The organism is Brevundimonas sp. SPF441 (assembly GCF_009661015.1).
In the GTDB taxonomy this organism is placed as follows: Bacteria; Pseudomonadota; Alphaproteobacteria; order Caulobacterales; family Caulobacteraceae; genus Brevundimonas; species Brevundimonas vesicularis.
Genome location: NZ_WJWX01000009.1, coordinates 1 through 21,453, shown reverse-complemented (window position 1 = coordinate 21,453; position 21,453 = coordinate 1). Strand labels below are relative to the sequence as shown.

Here is a 21,453-nt window from a genome sequence, read left to right as displayed (position 1 = left end):
GGCCGTCTGCAACGGGGTGCGCCCGCCGCCGAACAACCGAACCAGGATCCCAACGCGCCACGCGAAAGCCCCGACTTGATGACCGGATCGGGCTTGATCCGGTTTCGGATCCGGGGCCGAAATGGCGACCCACGAATCGCATCAACAGAATGATGCTATCGTGGTTAGCGATCCGTTAAAGCCCTCATTTTTCAAAGATTAGGCGGTGTACAGATGACCATTTACGCCTTGGGCGACAGCAAACCACAGCTTCCGCCGCAGGGCGAATACTGGGTGGCGCCAAGCGCATCGGTGATAGGGAATGTGATTCTCAATGCCAACGCCAGTGTCTGGTTCGGCGCCGTGCTGCGCGGGGACAACGATCCGATCACAGTGGGGCCTGACAGCAACATTCAGGACGGCAGCGTGCTGCACACCGACATGGGTTCGCCGCTGACGCTGGGACGCGGCGTGACGGTGGGACACAAGGCCATGCTGCATGGCTGCGAGGTCGGGGATTACAGCCTGATCGGCATCGGGGCCGTGGTGCTGAATGGGGTCAAGATCGGCCGGAACTGCATCATCGGCGCGAATGCGCTGATCACCGAGGGCAAGATCATCCCGGACAATAGTCTGGTGGTGGGCCAGCCCGGCAAGGTGGTGCGGGAGCGTGACCCGGCGCAAATCGCCGTGCTGCAAATGTCAGCCGAACACTATGTGCAGAACTGGAAGCGGTTCGCGGCGGAGCTTCGGCCTCTATGAGCGGCTGAGGACGGTTCGCGCGGCCGTCGCATCAGCGTCGATCTGGGTCTTCAGAGCGTCGAGACCGTCGAAGGTCTCTTCGCCACGCAGCCAGGCGACCAGTTCCGTGTCCAGCGTCTGGCCGTAGAGGTCGCCGTCGAAGTCGAACAGCCAGACCTCCATCAGCGGGGTCTCCAGCGCATACATGGGACGCACGCCCAGGCTGGCGACGCCATCGATCACCCGCCCGTCCGGCAATCGGCTGCGGGTCGCATAGACGCCGTAGGCGGGGCGCATATAGTCGCCGAGCGCGATATTGGCCGTCGGCACGCCGATGGTGCGGCCGCGCTTGTCGCCGTGGATCACCTCGCCCCGAATAGCGAAGGGGCGGCCCAGGATGGCGGCGGCGCGGGCCATGTCGCCGGCTTTCAGGGCCTCGCGAACGGCGCTGGACGACAGTTTCAGCCCGTCCGCGTCATCCAGCCGTTCGGCGACAGAAACGGTGAAGCCCAGCCTCTCGCCATAGGCGCGCAAGGCCTCGGGCGAGCCGGAGCGGCCCTTGCCGAAGGTGAAGTCGAACCCGACGGCGGCGTGGCGGATGCTCAGACCCTCGGCCAGAACCCGCTCGGCGAAGGCGGCGTCGGTCATGCCGGCCATCTCGGCGTCAAAGGGCAGCAGATAAAGGATGTCCACACCCAGCGGCGCCAAAGCCTCGGCCATCTGATCGGCCGTCATCAGCCGAAAGGGCGCGGCGTCCTTCTGGAACCAGCGGCGGGGATGAGGATCGAAGCTGACGACGCCCAGCGGCGCGCCCATCCGTTCTGCTGCGTCACGTGCGCCGGCGATGACGGCCTGATGCCCGCGATGCACGCCGTCGAAGGCGCCGACGGCGACCGCCGCGCCCTTCAGCGCGTCCGGCAGGCCGCGCCAGTCGCGCCAAATACGCGCAGTCTGCATCAACGCTGGGACGGTTTGCGCCGGCGGGGGACGCGGACGACGGCGACGCCGTCCATGATCATGGTCTCGCCGACGAAGCCTTCGCAGCTGAGCTTGACCCGCGCGCTCTCGGGCTCGACCTCGATCACGGTGATCAGGATGCGCACGATGTCGTCGATCCGCACCGGCTGATGGAAGGCCAGGGTCTGGGAGATATAGATCGAGCCGGCGCCCGGCAGGATGGTGCCGACCACGGCCGATCCGAACGAGGCGCTGAGCAGGCCGTGGGCGATCCGGCCGCGATAGGCGGTCTTGGAGGCGAAGGCCTCGTCCAGATGCACCGGGTTGAAATCGTCGGACGCCTCGGCGAATAGCCGAATGCGGTCCTCCGTCGCGACGACGATTTTCTCGGCCGCCATGCCGACGTGAAGTTCGTCCAGGATGTAACCACCGGACGGATGCTGCTGAACCAATTCGACCATGGATGAGGCTTTAGCGGCGGTGCGACAAAATGGCGAGCCTTACCAGTTCAGTTCGAGCGCGGCGTATCGCGCATAGGTCGTTTCCGCCTTCAGCAGAGCGGCGGCGAGGGCCGGATCGAGCGCGCCGTCTTCGCCCTTGGCCTGGTCGCCGTGGATGCCCTGGGCGATGAACAGGCAGTCCAACCCTTGGGCGTTTGCGCCCATCACGTCGGTGACGACCCCATCGCCGATGCACAGGACGCGCGAGCGATCGACGGAGCGGCCAAGCAGGCCTTCCGCCTCCTTGATCGCCAGATCATAGATCGGGGCGAAGGGCTTGCCCGCCATGATGACGCGTCCTCCCTGCGATTCATACAGGTCGGCCAGTGCTCCGCCGCAGTAGATCAGCTGGTCGCCGCGTTGGACGACGCGGTCGGGATTGGCGCAGATCAGTTCGATGTCGCGTGCGGCGCCGACGGCGAAACGCTCACGGTAGTCTTCGGGCGTTTCGACTGTGTCGTCGACCGGGCCGGTGACGGAGATGAAGGCGGCGTCCTCAGGCGACGCGGCGCGCTCGAGGCCAAGACCCGCGTACAGCGGCGCGTCACGTTCGGGGCCGACGATCCAGGCCGGGCCGGGCGCGCGCTTGGCCAGTTCGGCGCGGGTCGCGTCGCCGGAGGTGACGAAGGCCTTCCATGCCTCACGCGGCACGCCCAGGCCGTCCAGCTGAGCGATCACGTCCGACGCCGGCCGTGGCGAGTTGGAGATCAGCACGACATGGCCGCCTTGGCGGTTGAACCGCGTCAGCGCCTCGCACGGCCCAGGCCAGCTTTCGCGGCCATTATGGATCACGCCCCAGACGTCGCAGAGCAGGATGTCATAATCGCCGGCGACGGCGCCGAGGTGGGGCAGGGCGTGGGGGAGGGTCATGGCACCGTGATTAGCGGCTAGGACGCAGAGGCGAAAGTCTCCTCCCCATGAAATGGGGAGGGGGACCGCGAAGCGGTGGAGGGGGTCTTGAAGCGGGCTCGGCGCCTGTGATGGGAAGAAGCCCCTCCGTCACGGCGCGAAGACGCGCCGCGCCACCTCCCCACGGAGTGGGGAGGAGACCGTCTAGAACCGGCGACGCTGCTCGGCGCTGCGCAGGGTGGAGCGCAGGAACTCGGCCGGAGGGTCGGTCTCGGCCAAAACCTGTTCCTTGATGGCGCGGGGTTCGCCAAACAGGTGGCCCTGGCCCATGCCGACGTCCAGTTCGAGAATGTCGACGACCTGGCGTTCGTTCTCGACCTTTTCGGCGATGACCTCGACGCCATAGCGGCGGGTCAGGGCGGCGAAGTCGGCGGCCTGGATATCGGGCATGGAGCGCAAGGGGGCGCCGCCGTCCAGGTCCAGCAGTTGTTCGATCATCAGGTCGGCCGCGACCTTGATGAACTTGACGTCCGAGCGTTGCAGGTCGGCGAAGTCGAGGTCCAGCGTCTGCACCTTGTCCAGCGAGAAGCGGAAGCCCAGGTCGGCCAGCTTGGCCATGTTGCGCGCCTCTATGGCGCCGCGCGCGTCGAACGTCGCCTGACCCAGTTCGAAGATCAGGGCCTGGTTCAGGTCCCGGTTCTCGCTAAGGAAATCCAAGAACTGCGGGAAGAAGGTCTCGTCGCCCAGCGAGGTCAGGGCCACGTTGCAGAAGACGCCGACCTTGCGATCCTGACGCGCCAGGCGCCGCACGATCTGGGCGCAGCGGAACAGCAGCAGATTGTCGATCGCCGGCACTAGGCCCTCGCCCTCGGCCAGAGACAGATACTCCGCCGGCATCATGACGCGATCGGTGGCGTCGCGCAGCCTGGTGAAGCTCTCGTAGAAGATGGTTCGGCGTTGGGGCAGCGACACGACCGGCTGAAGATACAGATCGACGCGGCCTTCGCTGAGCGCTTCGTGGATGGTGCGCAGCAGGACGTTCGACTGCGCCATGCGACGGCCCTCGAAGGTCTCGACGCCGATATGGGGCGCGGCAGCCAGGCGTTCGTCGATGCTTTCGCTCATCTGCTGGACCAGCGATTCCAGCATCCGGACCTCGCCGGTCAGGGCGTCGGTGTCGGACAGGACGCCGGTCTCGATGGCGTGCGCCAGTTCGGTCAGGGCGCCCTGGGTCGATTCCATTGCATCGGCGAGCAGGCGGTGGGCCTCGCGGACCTGGCCGATTTCCTTCTTCAGGACGCGGCGCTCGGCGATGCCGGTGACGATACCGTGGAAAGCGCCCAACAGCCCTAGTGCGCCGAGCGTTCCGGCCACGCCTGCGCCGATCCCCAGACCCGCGCGCCACAGGAAGGCGCCCACGGTCATGCCGAGGAACAGATAGGCGAAGTAGAGAAAGCCCGTTGTTACGTTGCGCATCGGCTGGCGGTCGGCCACTCCCGGATGGAATCGCCTGAGTATCAGGCTATCAATGTCATTCGGCTAGAGCGGGGCTGCAAATATCCCCGCCAAACCTACGGGAAACGCAATGGAACTGTTCGATCTGACCGGCAAGGTCGCAATCATCACCGGCTCATCGCGGGGAATCGGCAAGGCCATCGCCGAACGGCTGGCCGAACACGGGGCCAAGGTCGTCATCTCGTCGCGCAAGGCCGGGCCGTGCGACGAGGTCGCCGCCGAGATCAACGGCAAGTACGGCGCCAAGGCCGATGAACCGCGCGCCATCGCGGTGCCGGCCAACATCGCCTCCAAGGAAGACCTTCAGCGGCTGGTCGATCAGACCAACACCGCCTTCGGTCAGATCGACATCCTGGTGTGCAACGCCGCGACCAATCCGTATGCCGGGCCGATGGCGGGCATCGCCGACGACCAGTTCGAAAAGATCCTGCAGAATAACGTGATCTCGAACCACTGGCTGATCCAGATGGTCGCGCCGCAGATGGTGGAGCGGAAAGACGGGTCGATCCTGGTGATCTCGTCCATCGGCGGGCTTCGCGGCAATGCGTTGATCGGCGCCTACAATATCTCCAAGGCGGCGGACATGCAGCTGGTGCGCAACCTAGCAGTGGAATGGGGTCCGTCGAACGTGCGGGTCAACTGCATCGCCCCCGGGCTGGTTCAGACCGATTTCGCCAAATATCTGTGGGAGAATCCGGAGCTGCTGAAACAGGTCACCGAACCGGCGCCGCTGAAAAGGATCGGTCAGCCCGATGAAATCGCGGGCACGGCGGTCTATCTGTGCAGCCCTGCGTCGGCCTATGTGACCGGCCAGACCCTTGTGGTGGACGGTGGATTGACGATTGCCTGGTGAAGACACGCGCTCAAGCCGCACGGCGGGCGGTAGCGCGACAAGCGTGAAGCAGGATCTGATCTGGCGCCTGGAGGCCTTCGGCTTTCAGGCGCTGTTCGGCTTTCTGCGCCTGTTGGGTGCCGAGCGGGCGTCGGGGTTAGGCGGCTGGCTGCTGCGCACCCTGGGGCCGCTGACCGGCACGCAGAAGACGGTGATGCGCAATCTGCGGATCGCCTTTCCCGACATGCCTAGCGATGAGCGCGAGGCGCTGGCCCTGGCGCAGTGGGATCAGACGGGCCGGACCTTCGCCGAACTGGCGGTCATGGATCATCTGACGCCCGAAGGCGGACGGGTCGAGGTGGTCGGGATGGAGCGGCTGCACACCCTGCGCGACAGCGGCAAGCCGGCCGTTTTGATCTCGGGCCATCTGGCCAACTTCGAGGTGATGGCGGCGGTGATCATGGCCTCGGGCGTGCCGTGTCAGGTGACCTATCGCGCCGCCAATAATCCGTACGTCGACGCCCTGATCCGCCAGAGCCGGGAGCGTTACGGCATCCGCCTGTTCGCGCCCAAGGGCGACGGGACGCGCGAACTGATGGCGGGGATGAGGCGCGGCGATTCCATCGCCCTGTTGGTCGATCAGAAATACAATCAGGGGCCGGAGGTGGAGTTCTTCGGCCAGCCGGTGAACGCCTCGCCTGGAGCGGCGAGGCTGGCGCTGAAGTTCGACACGGTCATGCTGCCGCTGTCGGTGGTGCGCCTGCCGGGCGTGCGTTTCCGAGTGACGGCGCACGAGCCGATCGTGGTCAATCAAAGCGAGGACAAGGCGGCCGATACGCTGGCCGGCATCCAGGCCGCCAATCGCTTCGTTGAGGACCGGGTGAAAGAGCATCCCGTGGACTGGTTCTGGGTCCACAAGCGTTGGCCGGACAAGGTCTATGCGGCGTTGGACCGCGAGGTGTCCGACCCTCGACGGTAGGGCCCGGCGTAGTCGGGCGTATCGCGGCGCCGACGGCAGGGGCCGATATAGCCATCGGCCTTGATGAAGGGGCGGGGCTTCATGATGACGGCGTTCAGCCGATCCAGTACGGCCTTGGCGGTGATCGGCTTGACGATGAATTCGGTCACCCCGGCGTCGCGGGCCTCGTAGACGCGGCTGCGTTCGGAATGGCCGGTCATCATGATGATCGGCAGAAACGGATTGGGGCTGTCGGGGCTGGTGCGGACCAGCCGTGTGAACTCGACCCCGTCCAGCGGGAACATGTTGAAATCGACAATGGCCAGATCGATCGCGTGGCGACGCAGCAGATCGAAAGCCGTGGCGCCTTCGGACGCCTCATAGACGTTGCGGATGTCGGCCGAATGCAGCACGGCCGACGCGATGGCGCGCATATTCTGATTGTCGTCCACAAGCAGGACGTTCAGCGATTTCAGAGAAAACATCGGGCCCCGCCAGATCTTTGATCGAGGCTAAGGGGATATGCGTAGTCTCGCAAGAGGAGCCTTTGATCAGGCTAGACTTTCTGGAACACGCGCCCCGATCATGAGGGAAGGATCCAGGTTGCGATCGCGCCATTTCATGCGCCAGCACAGGTGCGGGCCGGTGGCGCGGCCGGTCATGCCGACACGGCCCAGCGCATCGCCGCGCCGGACGCGCTGACCCAGCGCCACATCGAGCCGCGACTGATGCAGATAGCAGCTGATCAGGCCTTGGCCGTGGTCGATCAGGGTCAGGCCGCCCTCGAAATGCATGTGGGGGCGGACGAAGGCGATGCGGCCGTCGGCGGGGGCGCGGATCACGCTGCCCTGAGGGGCGGCCAGATCGATGCCATAGTGCGGCCGGGCGGGCGTGCCGTTTAGGACGCGCTGGGCGCCCCATGCGCTGGAGACCCGGTAGCTCTCCAGCGGCCAGACGAACCCGTCCTTGAAGTCGTCGGCGTCGATGCGGCTGGCGAAGCCCTCCGTCTTCAGCGCGATCTCCTGCTGGATGCGGGCCAGCAGAGCGGGATCGCTGGGCTCGACGGTCGAGGGCGCCAGGCCGTTCACGCTGGTTGACGGGAAGGCGTAGGGGGCGATGTCGAGCGTGCGTCGGGCGGACCGGTCGCCGGATCGGGCCTCGACCTGGGTGGTCGGATCGGTGTCGCGGTCGAAGCCGATCACGAAGAGGCCGGTGGTCGAGGCGGTGGTCAGGGCCTCGCCGTCGACGAAGATCAGAGCGCGCGGCGCGGTGCGGCCGAAGGCGTAGCCGCCCTGACGCCAGGCGCCGTTCAAGGCCAGCGGCAGGGCGTTGCGGTCTTCAGCCATTAGCGGCGCGGCGATCAGGCTGGCGCCCGCGCCGGTCAGCAGGGCGCGGCGCGACGGGATCATCGATCGCCTTGCTGGGCCGCGATGAATTCGGCCGGGCCGAAATAGGGCTGCTGACGGCTGGGGCTCCAGTAGCGGAGGACTTCCAGCGGGATCGGTTTGTCCGTGACGGCGCAGCGCACGAAGCGGCCGGGCTTCAAGACGGCGAACTCGCCGTCGCCATAGTGAAGAACGGCCTGATCTGCGGCGATTTTGTCCATGAGCGAACGATAGCGGGCGGCGGGCGGCGCGGAAAGAGGCTCAGGGCGCCGCGACCGCATCCGTGATCGGGCCGTCCGCCGCTGCGGGTCGGATCGCGCCGGCGGCGGGCGGCTTCGGCTTGCCGCCCATCCGATCGGTGAACAGGAAGACGAAGGGGTTCAGCGAAATCGACAGCAGGGCGGCGGCCAGGATCAGGTCGTGGGTCTCGCGGCTCATGGCGCCCAGGGACACGCCGAGCGCGGCTAGGATGAAGGAGAACTCGCCGATCTGGGCCAGGGACGCTGCGACGGTGAAGCCGGTCGGCCGATCCAGTTTGAAGGTCTGGGTGATGACCAGGGCCGCGACCGACTTGCCGACGATGACGATGCCCAGCACGCCTAGGACCGCCCACGGCTGGCGCACCACGATCATCGGGTCGAACAGCATGCCGACCGAAACGAAGAACAACACCGCGAAGGCGTCGCGCAGCGGCAAGGAGCGCTCAGCCGCATTGTGACCCAGGGGCGAGGCGTTCATCACCAGACCGGCCAGGAAGGCGCCCAGCGCGAAGGAGTGGAACAGGAAATAGGCCAGCCAGGCGATGCCCAGGGCGATGGCGAGGACGCCCAGGGTGAAGAGTTCGCGCGACTTGGTGTGGGCGATGCGGATCAGCAGCCAGGGAATGACCTTGCCGCCGACGACCAGCATGCCGACGACGAACAGCACGACCTTGAGCAGGGTCAGGCCCACGTCTGCACCCAGGGCCGCAAAGTCCGTCTGGGTTCCGGCCGGAACCAGCACCATCGGCAGCATGACCAGGGCGATGACGATGACCAGATCCTCGACGATCAGCCAGCCCACGGCGATGCGGCCGATCTCGCCCTTGACCTGTTTGCGCTCCTCCAGCGCCCGCAGCAGGACGACGGTCGAGGCGACGGACAATGCAAAGCCCATCAGCAGAGCCTCGACATCGCCCAGGCCCAGCACGAACCGGCCGAGCCCCCAGCCCAGCACGGTGGCGACGCCGATCTGAACCAGGGCGCCGGGAATGGCGACCTTGCGGACCTGCATCAGATCCTTGGGCGAGAAGTGCAGGCCGACGCCGAACATCAGCAGGATGACGCCGATCTCGGCCAGCTGCGGCGCCAGTTCGGTGTCGGCGACGAAGCCGCCCGTATAGGGGCCGACGATCACGCCCGCGACCAGATAGCCGACCAGTGGCGACAGTTTCAGCCGATGCGCCAGCATGCCGAACACGAAGGCGAGGACGAAGCCCCCGACCAGGGTGAGAATCAGGCTGTCGGCATGCGGCATCAGGGCTCCTGTCGCGAGCGAAGGTGGGATTTGGGTAGGCTTTGCAGTTGGGGCGCGAGGGGCGGTTTGACAAGATGACGCAGTGTCGCGCGGGACTGAAAACAGCTTTGTCTTCGCGGCGTTCGGCCTGCGAAGTCTGGAGGGCTGGACGGAGCGCCGGGCCTTCGCCCGGAGTGTGAGTTTTGAGTACCGTTTCGACGAAGGGTATGACGCTCCGCGCGGGTGGTTGGCCTGCAAGCTCGGGGCGCCGAGCGGTGGCGGTCTTATCGCCTAACCCCATAAGCCTGCGACGGGCGGGTCGGAGCAGCGATCCCCGATCCCCGGTTCGGCCGAGTATCCCCCTCGACCCTGCGACGCGACTGCGGACTCCGGGGCGATTCCCCGACCGATCAGCCCCGGCGCCGCGATGGGATCTCACCATCGCCCCGTTCCCTCCGCTCTCGCCGCCGCAAGGTCGCAGGCCAGGCGAGCCCTCCATGCGACGAGACGGGTGCATTATGGGGCCGTTTGACCCCGTGGATGGGAGACGGGGGACATAAATCGGCAAGCGGTTGAAATCGCTGCGGATGGACCAGCGGCATTGCGATGGCTGAGCATCGTCTCCTCCCCATGACATGGGGAGGTGGCTTGACGCGCAGCGGAGAGACGGAGGGGCTCTTCAGCGGATACCGGCGCTCAAGCGGCGTCTAGAACCCCTCCACCGCTTCGCGGTCCCCCTCCCCACGCTGTGGGGAGGAGACTTTGGTGCGATCAGGCGTGCGTCTGGTCCCAGTGCCGAACCGCATCGGCGTCGCGGGCCGAGAGGTCGGGGTAGGCGGGGTCCGAGCCGACGTCGGGGACGCGGCGCCAGGAGCGGGCGCATTTCGGGTTGTCGGAGCGTCGCACTAGGGCACCTATGCCTGCATGTTCAGGCAGTCTGAATGGCACTTCGGGACCCTGAGGGTCATCGCGAGTCAGCCTTGCGACACTGGCGATGCAGAAGTCTGCCATGAACTGGTCAGGATTCTCAGACCCTGCAACGTCTTGAACCAGTTGGATCAAAGCCGGGTCATCCAAGACGATGAGAACATCAGCATCGAGGCTGGATCCTATCATCTTGTCGCGTCGTGCCAGTTCCAAACTACCTAGCACTACTTCGCGGATGGGAAGCAGGTTCTTGAGTTTGGTGTAGGCTGTTTCGTTCTCCCATTCCGCCGGGGTGTCGGGGATCACGCGCGCGCAGTTGGAGCCGGCGTCGGGGAAGCGCGTGGTCCAGGCCTCTTCCATAGTGAAGGGCGTCAGCGGGGCCAGCCAGGCGGTGAGGCGCATGAAGACTTCGTCCATCACCGTGCGGGCGGCGCGGCGACGCTGGCTGTCGGGGCGGTCGCAGTAGAGGGCGTCCTTGCGGATGTCGAAATACAGGGCCGACAGGTCGCCGGCGCAGAACTCCAGCACCGGACGGACGACGTCCTGGAAGCGGTATTCCCCGTAGGCCGTACGGACCTGGGCGTCGAGTTCGTGCAGGCGGTGCAGGACGAACCGCTCCAGCGGCGGCATCTGGTCCAGCGGCAGGCGTTCGGCCTCGTCGAAATCGGCCAGGGCGCCCAGCAGATAGCGAACGGTGTTCCTGAGCTTGCGATAGGCGTCGACCGTGGTCTGCAGGATCTGTTTGCCGATCCGCTGGTCGTCCGAATAATCGACCAGTGCCACCCACAGACGCAGGATGTCGGCGCCCGACTCCTTGATGATGGTCAGGGGGTCGGTCGTATTGCCCTTGGACTTGGACATCTTCTCCCCCTTCTCGTCGAGGGTGAAGCCGTGGGTCAGGACCGCCTTGAACGGGGCGCGGCCACGGGTGCCGCAGCCTTCCAGCAGGGACGACTGGAACCAGCCGCGGTGCTGGTCGGAGCCTTCCAGGTAGAGGTCGGCGGGCCAGTGGGCGGGACGGTCGCCAGTGTAGCCGTTTTCCGGCAGGCGCGGGTCGAGCGTGAAGGCGTGGGTCGATCCGGAATCGAACCAGACGTCCAGGATGTCCTCGACCTTTTCGTAGCGGGCCGGGTCGTGGGCGCCCAGGAAATCGCTGTCGGGCGCGGTGAACCAGATGTCGGCGCCGTGTTCGGCGACAGCCGCGACGATGCGGGCGTCAACCTCGGGGTCATGCAGAGGCTGGCCCGTCTGTTTGTCGATGAACATGGCAAGCGGCGTGCCCCAGGCGCGCTGGCGGCTGACCAGCCAGTCGGGACGGCCTTCGACCATCGAGCGGATGCGGTTCTTGCCGGCGACGGGATGGAAGGCGGTGGCGTCGATGGCGTTCAGCGCCGTCTCGCGCAGGGTGTCGCCGCTCTTCAGGGGCTGATCCATGCGGATGAACCACTGGGGGGTGTTGCGGAAGATGATCGGCGCCTTGGAGCGCCAGCTGTGCGGATAGGAATGCTCCAGCCGCCCGCGCGCCAACAGGTTGCCGGCCTCGATCAGCTTCTCCATCACGGCACCGTTGGCGGGGCCGAACTTGCCGGTCTTCTTGCCCTCGGTCTCCAGCACCTTCAGGCCCGCGAACAGGGGGACGCCGGGGTAGTAGGCGCCGTCGGGATCGACGGTGTCGGGCACCTCGTGATGGCCGTGGGCCTTCCAGACCTCGAAGTCGTCGGCGCCGTGGCCGGGCGCGGTGTGGACGAAGCCGGTGCCGGCGTCGTCGGTGACGTGATCGCCGGCCAGCAGGGGCACGGAGAAGCCGTAGCCGCTGTCGAGCGCGGCCAGCGGGTGGGCGGTCTCCAGGCCCGAAGGATTGATGTCATAGACGCGGGTCCAGGCGGCGATCTTGGCGGCCTTGAACACATCCTCGGCCAGCTTGTCGGCCAGGATCAGGCGGTCGCCGGGCTTGGCCCAGGGCGCGAATTCCAGACCTTCCTCCATGGCCGTGACCTCATAAAGGCCATAGGCGATCTCGGGGCCGTAGCTGATGGCGCGGTTGGCCGGGATGGTCCAGGGCGTGGTGGTCCAGATGACGATGGACGGGGTGCTGGAGCGGAAGGCCAGCAGGTCGTCGGGATGGTCGTCCGACATGGCCGTCACCGGGAACTTGACCCAGATCGTCGGGCTGACGTGGTCGTGGTACTCGATCTCGGCGTCGGCCAAGGCTGTGCGCTCGACCGGCGACCACATGACCGGCTTGGAGCCGCGATACAGCTGGCCCGAGTTCTTGAACTTGTGGAACTCGGCGACGATGGCCGCTTCGGAGGTGAAGTCCATGGTGGCGTAGCGGTTGGCGAAGTCGCCGACGATGCCCAGCCGGTGGAACTGGTCCTTTTGCAGGTCGATGTATTTGCCGGCGTATTCGCGGCAGGCGCGGCGGAACTCGTCCTTGGACACCTCATCCTTGCGGCGGCCCTTGGCGCGGAACTGCTCCTCGATCTTCCACTCGATCGGCAGGCCGTGGCAGTCCCAACCGGGGACGTAATCGACATCGTAGCCCAAGAGGAATCGGCTGCGGACCACGAAGTCCTTCAGCGTCTTGTTCAGGGCGTGGCCGATGTGGATGTCGCCGTTGGCGTAGGGCGGACCGTCGTGAAGGACGTAGAGGGGGGCGTTCTGCTTCTGCCGCTCGGCGCGCAGGGTCCCGTAGAGGTCGCCCCACTGTTCCAGAATGACCGGCTCCTTCTGGGGCAGGCCGCCGCGCATGGGGAAGGGCGTCTCGGGCAGGAAGACGGTGTCACGATAGTCGCGGGCGGTGGATTCAGAGGTGTTTTCGGGGGCGTCGGCCATGGGTCGTCTCGGCGTCTTGAAAAATAGGTCGCTGTTCTCTTCGCCCTATCGCGCTTCGCGCTGCTTGAGGGCTTTCGATCCCGGCGTGCACGGGGCCATCAGGCCCAGGAGCGCTACGCCGGGCGGCTAATCGAAATCAGGCGAATGGAGACGCGGACGGTCATTGTGCGGGCGGTCTAGCAGACGGATGCGGCATTGCGCCATCCCGAAGCGCAGGCCTCATCAACGGAAACGAAAGGCTTTTGCGGTTTTGTGACGGGAGGATCGGCCGGAATCTTGTTCGGCCGACACGATATTCGCTTGGGAGTTCCCGCCGATGCGGCTGCGGATCACGAAATGGATGCTGGGCCTGGCGGCCGGTCTCGCCGTGTCGGCGGGCGCCGGAGCCGCGCTGGCGCAATGCACGTCCGGCTGTCAGCCGCCGCCCTGCACCTCGTGCGAGCCTCCGCCTCCGCCTGAGCCGCCGCCCTGCAACGGCGGTGGAAACTGCGGTCCTGGCGGCGGTGGAAACTGGAACGGCAACATCAACACCAACGTCAATGTGAACGTGAACCTTGGCGCGAGCGCCAATGCGAACGCGGGCGCCGGGGCCAACGCCAACTCGGGCGCGCGGTCCTACGTCAATGCGCGGGCCGGCGGCTTCTCGGGCAGCTTCGGCGGAGGCGGCGGCGCGGCCTATGTCAGCGTCGATCAGCCCTATCCGACCACCATCCAGGGCCTGGCCGTCGAGGGCGTGATCGCCCAGACCGTGCGCACCCCCTACAGCGCCTTCCGCAGCATGATGAAGCGGGTCGTCATCCAGGCCGTCTGCATCGACGACCGCCAGGTGCCGCACCCCGCCTCACAAGTGCGGCCGGACCGCGAGATCGCCGAAGGGTTCGAGGGCGAGCTGTATCGCTGCCTGTCGGGCACATGGCTGCAGGCGACCATCGCCGACTACAATGGCGACATCAGCTTCGATCACGGCACGACCCTGACCTGCCGCAAGCATGAGGCGCTGTGGTACGGGACGGGCGGCAAGCTGGAATGCCGGCCCGAGAAGCCCGAGCGGGATTGCAACGAGCGTTCGCTGCTGCGTCGCTACGGCGCCGGGATCAAGATCCTGACGATGTATCGCGAAGAGGAATACACCGAATACCGCGAGGAACAGGTCGAGAGCGCGACCGTGCTGACCGGGGTGATCACCCTGGACGGCGGCGTCGGCGGCCGGGTCTTCTGAACCGGACCTAAACACGCCCGTTCAGCCGCCGATCAGGCGGGACATGAGATAAGGCGACCGTCGGCTCTCCGTCGACGATCCTGACGACTGGCCCCGGTTCGCGAGAACCGGGGCCTTTTTCGTGGGCGTTACTGGGCCGCCGGCTGAGCCGTGACGGTGGCGCGCCAGGCGCTGTCGGACTGCAGATACTGGCGAGCCAGGGCCTGAAGGTCGGCGGCGGTGACGGCTTCCAGGGTGGCGATCTGGTTGCGGGTCTGGTCCAGCATCGCCGGATCGCTTTGGGCCTGCGACAGCTGGGTCAGCCAATAGCCGTTGTCGGCCATGCTGCGACGGATGCGCTCAACGGCCGGGCGACGGGCGCGGTTCAGTTCGTCCTCGCTGATCGGATTGTCGCGCAGGTCGGCAGCGATGGCGTCCACCGTCTCGAACAGCTTGGGCAGGGCGGCCGGCGGGGTTTCCGCGGTCACCGAGATGAAGCCGTAGCCAGGATAGGTGTCCGAGGCTGTCGAGCCGGCGCTGGGCGAATAGGCCAGGCCCTGCTTCTCGCGGATCTCGTCGTTCAGGCGCAGTTGAAGCACGTCCGACAGGATCGACAGCTGACGCGCGGTCTTGCGATCTTCGACCTGGTCGGTGGTCGGCCAGGCGACGAAGCCCAGCGCCTGTTCGGCGGGGCCGGTGTGATACAGCTGGACCGGCGTAGCGGTCGGGGCGGGGAACTTGCGCACCGTCGAGCCGGCGGGCGGTGTGGGCGCCTCGCCACGCGAGGGCAGGGCGCCGAAGGTCGAGCCGACGGCGGCGATGACCGCGTCGACGTCGACGTCGCCGACGACGGTGATCTCGACTGGACCCTGGGCCAGGGCCGAGCGAACGCCCGAGCGGATGTCGTCGATCTGGATCGCGGCGATCTGTTCGGCCGTCGGGGTCGTCTCACGCGCATCGCCGCTGGCCAGCAGGCCCGAGGCGTCGCGTTGGAAGACGCCGCGCGGCGTGGCGCCGAGTTGGGCAAGGATCTGCGGGAACATGGCCTTGGTCTGTTCGAACGAGGCGCCGCGCAGGCCCGGATCGGTCAGATAGGCGGCCAGGACCTGAAGCTCCAGCTGGAGATCGGCGGGCTTGGTGGCGCCGGCGAAGATGTAGGCGTCGCCGGCCTGATTGACGGCGGCGCTGTAGGTGCGTCCGCTGAGGACGCGGTTCATCTCGTCCAAGCTAAGCTTGCCCAGACCGCCGGGGGCCAGGACGGTGCTGGCCATCGACAGGGGCGACAGGGTGTCGGCAGGCAGGCCCAGTTCGCCAAGACCGGTGCGGGCGCTGACCAGAATCTGGTCGGCGCGGAAGTCGGTCTTCTTGATGTTCAACAAGGTGCCGTTCGGGAAGCGAACCAGGGTCGCGCCCAGATCGGCGACTTCCGAACGGGCGGCGGGGACCGCCGGGGCGCCGAAGTTGTCATAGGGCCACTTCAGTTCGGCCTCGGCGGCGCGGGCTTGCACCGGGGTGTTGCGCGAGGCCTCCAGCGCTGCGGTGACGGCGGCCTCGCCGCCCTCGACCGGCACGGGCGAGCTGAACAGAAGCAGCGGGCCCTGGCCTTCGAAGACCGCTTTGGTCGCCTGATTGACCTGATCGACGGTCAGGCCTTCGACGGCCTTGTTGAACAGATCGAGATTGGTCTGGGGCGAGCTGAACACTTGGTCGTCGTTGACGGCGCCCAGGAGGCCGGTCGCCAGGGCCGGGGTCGAACGGGTCGCGGCTGATGCCACGGTGTTCTGAAGCGCGGTGCGGGTGTTGACGATCTCGCGCTGAAGCTCGGCGTCGCTGACGCCGTATTCGGCCAGACGACGGCTTTCCTGCTCGACGCTTTCCAACGCGCGCTGCCAGCCGCCGGGATTAAAGGCGACCGATAGGGTGCCGGCGTCCAGACTGTCGAACAGCGACTGATAGCCGGCGCCGGCGCCGATGAAGGGCGGGTTGTCGGCGCGGGCGATCTCGCCCAGGCGACGGTTCAGCACGGCCAGACCCAAGCCGCGCCGGACGTCGGCAGCGCGTTCGGCGGCCGTGTCGGGGCTGAGGTCCGGGGCCTTGATCCAGTTGATCTGGATCGAGGACTGGATGCCCGGCTCGACCAGGATGCTGGTCTGCGGTTGACGCGGGGCGACGGTTCCCAGGTCGGGCTCGGGACCATCGGCGGCGGTCGGCTTCCAGTCGCCGAAGGCTGCGCGGACCTTGGCCTCCATTGCATCCACGTCGAAGTCGCCCACGGCGATGAAGGTGGCGCGCGAGGGGCGATAGTAGGCGTCGTAGAAGTCGACGAAGCGCTGGCGCGGCGCGGTGCGGATGATGTCGAGGTCGCCGATCGGCAGGCGTTCCGACAGACGCTGGCCGGGGGCCAGCAGGCCGAGCTGGGTCTTCAGCACGCGCAGTTGCGGCGTGTCGCGGGTGCGTTCCTCACCGACGATGACGCCGCGCTCGGAATCGATGGCGTCCGGCGCCATCAGGGCCGCAGACATCATCTCGCGCAGGATGTGCAGGCTGGGATCGACCGTCTCGTCCTTGGTGTTGGGCAACTCCAGCATATAGGCGGTCTGGTCGAAGCTGGTGAAGGCGTTGGTGTCGGCGCCGAAGGCCAGACCCAGGCGCTCGAGGATGCGCAACATCTCGTTTTCCGGCACGTCCTTGGTGCCGTTGAAGGCCATGTGCTCCATGAAGTGAGCCAGACCCTTCTGATCGTCGCGCTCCATCAGCGAGCCGGCGTCGATGCGCAGACGGAATGAGGCTTGACCCGGAGGCGTCGCATTGTGCAGCAGGGCGTAGCGCATGCCGTTGGGCAGCAGGCCGTAACGGACGGCCGGATCGGCGGGAATGTCGCTGGCGGCCTGGGCCCAGGGGGCGGACGGCGCGACCTGACCGGCGGCCGCCGCAGCGGGCGGCGCGGTCTGGGCGAGAGCAGGGGCGGCGAACGCCCCGGTGGTCAGGGCCAGTCCCGAGACGGCGACAAGCAGCAGATGACGCGCAGAACGCATAATATCACTCCGAAACCGCAACCCCCGATGGCGCGATGCCGGATGTGTAAAGTGTGCTTGCCTTCGCCACAAGCGGGGCTGGCGAACCTTACCGACTTGTCATGTTCGGATCAGCCGCCGGGGCGGCTGATGTAGAAGCTGGCGCTGTTGCCGACGGCGTTGGCGCCGACCACGGCGGTGCGCCCGGACGAGACCGTGGCGTTGGTGGTCGCGGTGACATTGCCGCTGTTGGTCTGGTTGTTGTTGACGTTGACGTCGCCGCCGCACTGGGAACAGGCATAGCCCGTCACCGCATTGCCGACCGCGTCGGAGCCGACATAGGCGTCATAGCCGTTGACGCCGACATAGGTCGCGTTGGCCTCGACCCCGCCGGTGTTCAGCTGGGTGTTGTCCAGCTTCAGATAGATGTCGTTGTTGCCGGCGACCGTCTCGTTGGCGACGCTGCGGGCCGCCAGAACCGTCTGGCCCTGGAGATTGGTCTGGACGCGGGCGTCGGCGCGGACGCGGCCGGCGTTGGCCTGGTCCGTCTGGATCAGCATGGAGCCGCCGGCGTTGGCGGTGATCGCCTGATTGGCCCCAGCGTTGGCGCCGACCGTCAGGTCCCAGCCGTTGTCGACATAGACGTCGGTGCGCGCCTCGGTCGTCGAGGCGGCGTTCGATTGGCGGATGGCCAGATCCTGGTGCGAGGCGCCCGTGGTGTTGGTCTGGACCGCATTGGCGACAGCCTGGGACGAGAAGGTCGCGGGCGCGGGGATGTATTGAACGTCGGCGACAGTCTCGGCGAAGACGGTGGTCTGGGCCCGCTGGTCGATGACGCCGGTCAGGGACGACGAGGGGCCGCCCAGGGCGACGGTGTTGGCGACGGCGGTGCTAATGGCGAAACCACCCTGCAAAACGCGGCCGTTAGGCGCCTGCACGTAGGTGCCGGCCTCGACCCGGTCGCCGGTCGCGGACTGGCTGGCGTCCACGGCGAAGGTTGCGCGATCGGTGGTGACGCCGAGATAGTTGCCGCGCGCGGTCGTATCGACGCTGAGTTGGCCGTCGGCCTCACCGTTCACGACCACATTGCTGCGGGCCACCGTCGCGCCGGTCATCGACTGGCGCGAGACCAGGCCGGCGGAGGCGGCCGTGACCCCGCCCGCAAGCGCATTGCCCTGGGCGTTTGTGCTGACGGTCACCTGATCGACGGACAGGTCGATGTTCACCAGACCGGTGACGTCGCCGGTCTGGGTCTGGGTGCTGGAGCAGGTTTCGCCGGCTTGCGGATCGCAGGCCGGCGTCTGCTGCGCGCTCGCCTCAGTGGCGAGTGCGGCGAACGTCGCCGTCGCGGCCATCATGCCAACGAGACGGATCGGCGCGGGTCTGGCCATTGTTGGTGTCCTGAGTGGGATAGGCCGGATAATAGCCGCCGGTCGGGCCGACCGTGGAATCGCCGAGCGGATCGTTGGCGGGGTTCAGGCAGATTTCGGGGCCGGGCGCGCCATAGAGGTTGGCCATGAACTCGACCGTGGCCCGTTCGACCAGGGCGCGGACGGCCAACTGCGTCGGCTCCATCCCGCCCGTGCCGGCCGAGATGTCGAAGACGTTGCCGTTCAGGAAGTCGAACACGCCGGCCGAGATTTCGCGGCCGATGATCTGCTTCTGATAGGAGACGACATCGACCACCTCCAGCGTGGTCGTCTGGACCAGGCGCAGGTCCATGGCGATGTTCATCACATAGACGCGGTGGTTGACGATGCCCGAGCCGGGGCGGTTGCTGTCGACCTCGCCGCCGGCGATGTCGAAGCCGCCGGAGCGGATGTTGTAATTCACCTCGGTGATGCCGCCGACGACATAGAAGTCAGAGCCCGGCACCTGGCCTGCCAGGATGCGGCGGTACTGGGTGTCCTCGGGGCCCTTGGCGTCGGGGGCCTGGTCGCCGATCAGCTTGTTGTTGGCGTAGCGCAGCTCAAGCTCGGACACCGAGGTGTCGTAGCGTTCGACGATGCGGGCGCCGGCCTTGGCCAGCGCCGAGTTGGCCATCAGGGAGGCGCCGCCGGTGATCTGGCGGCCGCCATCGGACGAAACCGTGCCGGTGTAGTCGCTGATCCGGCCCACGGCCATGCGTGGGGAGGGCAGGTTGTAGCGACGGGCGTAGTCGGCCAGGCAATACAGGGCGGCGGAATAGGGCGTGGGGTTGGCGGTCACCGGCGCATTGCCGATCGGCGTCGCATATTGACCCGACGGACCCGCGACCGGGCTGACGCAGCCAGCGAGCAGAAGGGCGACGGCCGAAACGGCGGCGGACCCCTTGATGAGATGACGGCGGCTCATGGCAGGTTGATATTCCCGTTCAAGGCCGTACCGGCGTTGATGGCGCCGGTGTTGGTCTGGGTCGAGTTGACGATGACGGTGTTGCGGCTGCCCTGGACCACCACGTTCAGCTGATTGCCGATGGCGGTGGAGCCGCCGATGGTCGTGCCGCCGTTGCTGGGCGCGCCTGCGCCGGCATAGGCCGAGGCCGCGCCGCCGGACTGGCTGGAATAGGATGAAGCGCCGGACTGGATGATGCCGTTGACGATCAGACGATTGCCGTTGGCGTCACGCGTATAGCCGGTCGCCGCCGTATTGGCGGCCGTTCGCGCGCCGCCATAGCCCTGCTGGAAGCGCGAAGCGCTGCCCGAACCCGTCGACTGCGCGATCGCCGGCACGCTTGCAGCGGCGGCGAAGGCCATGACGGCGGTGGATACAAACAGCCTCTTGGCGGGCATTCCGGGGTTCCTCGCGCACAAACGGACGCCGGACCACGAGCGTGATCCGCACCCCAACCTGCATTAAGGTTATTAAGAAGCGCTTGATGTGACGCAGGTCACTGAGCATTTGTGGCGTCATGTCAGACGCATCCGGTCGATTCGATCCGCCGAACAGCCGCCCGGCGCGAGAGCCGATGTTCAACGTGCCGCTGGTGGTGCTGCTGATCGCGGTGTCGATGCCGACGCTGTATCTGTTCCAGCGCGACCTGCCCGACATGGGCATGAGCATGGCGTTTGCGCCCATTGATCTGGAACAGGGACGGTGGGGCGGGCTGCTGACGGCCATGCTGCTGCACGGCGGCTGGACCCACGCCATCATGAATGCGGTGGCGGCGCTGGCGTTCGGGACGCCGGTGGCGCGGCTGTTCGGGACCAAGGTTGGTCCGACGGTCTTTCTGCTTTTCTATCTGGTCTGCGGCGTGTTGGCGTCGTTGGGCTATGGACTGATCCACTGGGGATCCAGCGAGCCGATGGTCGGCGCGTCCGGCGCCGTCTTCGGCCTGATCGGCGCCGCGACACGACTGCTGGGCGGACAGGGCAGGATCCTGCCGATGGGTGATCGCCGCGTGATCGGCGCGGCCATCACCTGGATGGCGGTCAACGCCGTGACCGGAATGATCGGCGGCCTGCCCGGCGCCGAGGGCGCGCGGATCGCCTGGGAGGCCCACGCGGTCGGCTTCGTCGTCGGCTTTCTGGCCATCGGTCCCTTGGGGCGGATGTTCGGAAGCGGGGCCGCGCCTCATCCGTGAGGCGCGTTGATTCCGGACGGGGGCTGAGCGATCATCGCTCCCTGAGCGGCCCTGTCGCCATTTCGGCCCTGCGGTCGTCTCTTATTAGAGAGAAGGGACCGCGATGTTCGTCGCCGAAATCCTCAAGACCAAGGGAAACGCCGTCTTCTCCATCGCGCCGGATCTGACGGTGACGCAGGCGTGCGCAGAATTGGAGCAGAAGCGGGTCGGAGCGTTGGTCGTCTGTGATGGCGACCGCGTGGTCGGGGTGTTTTCCGAACGCGATGTGGTCAAGGCGTTGGCGGCCGATGGCGCCGATGCGCTGGCTCGTCCGGTCGCCGACTATATGACGGCCAAGGTGATATATGCCGAACCGGCCGAGGAGATGTCGGCCTTGATGACCAGGATGACTGATCGGCGCATCCGGCATTTGCCGGTCATGCAGGCGGATCGTCTGGTCGGCGTTATTTCCATCGGCGACGTGGTGAAGTGCCAGATCGCCGAACACGCCCATGAGGCCGAGAGTTTGCGGACCTATATTGCGGGGTGAGAGGACGCCAAACCGTTTGCCGATTCCGGTTTTGCGAGAAACTTCCCCCGGACTGTCAGAATCCGCTTGCTGACAAAGAGGGTGCTCCGTATAGAGCCGCCTCGCTCGGAAACGGGCTGGCCGGCGGGGCGGCGGGGATGAAGATCTCCAAGGTCCCGCGGAAGAAAGGAGCGAAAAA

Annotated in this window: 19 protein-coding genes; 6 read left to right on the top strand and 13 right to left on the bottom strand. The window is 66.7% G+C overall.

Annotation, left to right across the window (positions count from 1 at the left end):
* Window positions 1-213: 213 nt before the first annotated feature.
* The gene (locus tag GGC30_RS07240) at window positions 214-741 is read left to right on the top strand and encodes a gamma carbonic anhydrase family protein (RefSeq protein WP_153923271.1); all 528 of its coding nucleotides are present in this window, start codon (window positions 214-216) and stop codon (window positions 739-741) included.
* Here GGC30_RS07240 and GGC30_RS07235 read toward each other — a convergent pair.
* The 4 genes from GGC30_RS07235 to GGC30_RS07220 all read right to left on the bottom strand — a co-directional run bounded on the left by GGC30_RS07235 (window position 736) and on the right by GGC30_RS07220 (window position 4,502).
* A complete protein-coding gene (locus tag GGC30_RS07235) occupies window positions 736-1,677 on the bottom strand; it encodes a bifunctional riboflavin kinase/FAD synthetase (RefSeq protein ID WP_153923270.1) in 942 nt (313 codons plus the stop codon). The genes GGC30_RS07240 and GGC30_RS07235 overlap by 6 nt on opposite strands.
* The gene (locus GGC30_RS07230; RefSeq protein WP_153923269.1) at window positions 1,677-2,138 is read right to left on the bottom strand and encodes a MaoC family dehydratase; all 462 of its coding nucleotides are present in this window, start codon (window positions 2,136-2,138) and stop codon (window positions 1,677-1,679) included. The genes GGC30_RS07235 and GGC30_RS07230 overlap by 1 nt, the downstream gene beginning before the upstream one ends.
* A 39-nt stretch (window positions 2,139-2,177) precedes the next feature.
* Window positions 2,178-3,047, bottom strand: coding sequence for a TIGR01459 family HAD-type hydrolase (locus GGC30_RS07225; RefSeq protein WP_153923268.1), 870 nt, complete (start codon window positions 3,045-3,047; stop codon window positions 2,178-2,180).
* Window positions 3,048-3,230: 183 nt separating this feature from the next.
* A complete protein-coding gene (locus tag GGC30_RS07220) occupies window positions 3,231-4,502 on the bottom strand; it encodes an EAL domain-containing protein (protein WP_066624599.1) in 1,272 nt (423 codons plus the stop codon).
* 109 nt (window positions 4,503-4,611) lie between these two features.
* Between GGC30_RS07220 and GGC30_RS07215 the strand changes: the two genes are divergently transcribed.
* Both GGC30_RS07215 and GGC30_RS07210 read left to right on the top strand, forming a co-directional pair.
* Window positions 4,612-5,394 carry an SDR family NAD(P)-dependent oxidoreductase gene (locus GGC30_RS07215; RefSeq protein WP_153923267.1) on the top strand — a complete coding sequence of 261 codons (783 nt, stop codon included), beginning with the start codon at window positions 4,612-4,614 and terminating at the stop codon, window positions 5,392-5,394.
* Between the two features lie 43 nt (window positions 5,395-5,437).
* Window positions 5,438-6,352, top strand: a complete 915-nt coding sequence (locus GGC30_RS07210) for a lysophospholipid acyltransferase family protein (protein WP_370451913.1) — start codon at window positions 5,438-5,440, stop codon at window positions 6,350-6,352.
* Here the strand turns inward: GGC30_RS07210 and GGC30_RS07205 are convergent.
* The 5 genes from GGC30_RS07205 to ileS all read right to left on the bottom strand — a co-directional run bounded on the left by GGC30_RS07205 (window position 6,310) and on the right by ileS (window position 12,972).
* Window positions 6,310-6,816: a response regulator gene (locus GGC30_RS07205; protein WP_153923265.1), complete on the bottom strand. Its 507-nt coding sequence runs from the start codon at window positions 6,814-6,816 to the stop codon at window positions 6,310-6,312. The genes GGC30_RS07210 and GGC30_RS07205 overlap by 43 nt on opposite strands.
* A gap of 66 nt (window positions 6,817-6,882) precedes the next feature.
* On the bottom strand, window positions 6,883-7,740 hold the full coding sequence (locus GGC30_RS07200) for a M23 family metallopeptidase (protein WP_153923264.1): 858 nt from the start codon (window positions 7,738-7,740) through the stop codon (window positions 6,883-6,885).
* On the bottom strand, window positions 7,737-7,937 hold the full coding sequence (locus GGC30_RS07195) for a DUF2093 domain-containing protein (protein ID WP_055754203.1): 201 nt from the start codon (window positions 7,935-7,937) through the stop codon (window positions 7,737-7,739). Before GGC30_RS07195 ends, GGC30_RS07200 begins: the two co-directional genes overlap by 4 nt.
* A 40-nt stretch (window positions 7,938-7,977) precedes the next feature.
* Window positions 7,978-9,231, bottom strand: coding sequence for a cation:proton antiporter (locus GGC30_RS07190; RefSeq protein ID WP_153923263.1), 1,254 nt, complete (start codon window positions 9,229-9,231; stop codon window positions 7,978-7,980).
* 750 nt (window positions 9,232-9,981) lie between these two features.
* Window positions 9,982-12,972 carry an isoleucine--tRNA ligase gene (ileS, locus tag GGC30_RS07185; RefSeq protein ID WP_153923262.1) on the bottom strand — a complete coding sequence of 997 codons (2,991 nt, stop codon included), beginning with the start codon at window positions 12,970-12,972 and terminating at the stop codon, window positions 9,982-9,984.
* A 316-nt stretch (window positions 12,973-13,288) separates the two neighbouring features.
* Here ileS and GGC30_RS07180 point away from each other — a divergent pair, with 316 nt between their 5' ends.
* Window positions 13,289-14,191 carry a hypothetical protein gene (locus GGC30_RS07180; RefSeq protein WP_153923261.1) on the top strand — a complete coding sequence of 301 codons (903 nt, stop codon included), beginning with the start codon at window positions 13,289-13,291 and terminating at the stop codon, window positions 14,189-14,191.
* 128 nt (window positions 14,192-14,319) lie between these two features.
* On the opposite strand, the gene GGC30_RS07175 is transcribed toward GGC30_RS07180, so the two are convergent.
* The 4 genes from GGC30_RS07175 to hfaA form a co-directional block, all read right to left on the bottom strand.
* On the bottom strand, window positions 14,320-17,205 hold the full coding sequence (locus tag GGC30_RS07175; protein ID WP_153923260.1) for a pitrilysin family protein: 2,886 nt from the start codon (window positions 17,203-17,205) through the stop codon (window positions 14,320-14,322).
* Window positions 17,206-17,315: 110 nt separating this feature from the next.
* Window positions 17,316-18,575, bottom strand: a complete 1,260-nt coding sequence (hfaD, locus tag GGC30_RS07170) for a holdfast anchor protein HfaD (RefSeq protein ID WP_228763652.1) — start codon at window positions 18,573-18,575, stop codon at window positions 17,316-17,318.
* On the bottom strand, window positions 18,502-19,518 hold the full coding sequence (gene hfaB, locus GGC30_RS07165; RefSeq protein ID WP_039247049.1) for a holdfast anchoring protein HfaB: 1,017 nt from the start codon (window positions 19,516-19,518) through the stop codon (window positions 18,502-18,504). The genes hfaD and hfaB overlap by 74 nt, the downstream gene beginning before the upstream one ends.
* Window positions 19,515-19,955 (bottom strand): holdfast anchoring protein HfaA, encoded by a 441-nt coding sequence (gene hfaA / locus GGC30_RS07160; protein ID WP_153923259.1) that lies wholly within the window; start codon window positions 19,953-19,955, stop codon window positions 19,515-19,517. Before hfaA ends, hfaB begins: the two co-directional genes overlap by 4 nt.
* 119 nt (window positions 19,956-20,074) lie before the next feature.
* On the opposite strand from hfaA, the gene GGC30_RS07155 reads away from it, so the two are divergent.
* Both GGC30_RS07155 and GGC30_RS07150 read left to right on the top strand, forming a co-directional pair.
* Window positions 20,075-20,746 (top strand): rhomboid family intramembrane serine protease, encoded by a 672-nt coding sequence (locus GGC30_RS07155; RefSeq protein ID WP_228763651.1) that lies wholly within the window; start codon window positions 20,075-20,077, stop codon window positions 20,744-20,746.
* 103 nt (window positions 20,747-20,849) lie between these two features.
* Window positions 20,850-21,275, top strand: a complete 426-nt coding sequence (locus tag GGC30_RS07150) for a CBS domain-containing protein (protein ID WP_066550668.1) — start codon at window positions 20,850-20,852, stop codon at window positions 21,273-21,275.
* The last annotated feature ends 178 nt before the right edge of the window (window positions 21,276-21,453 follow it).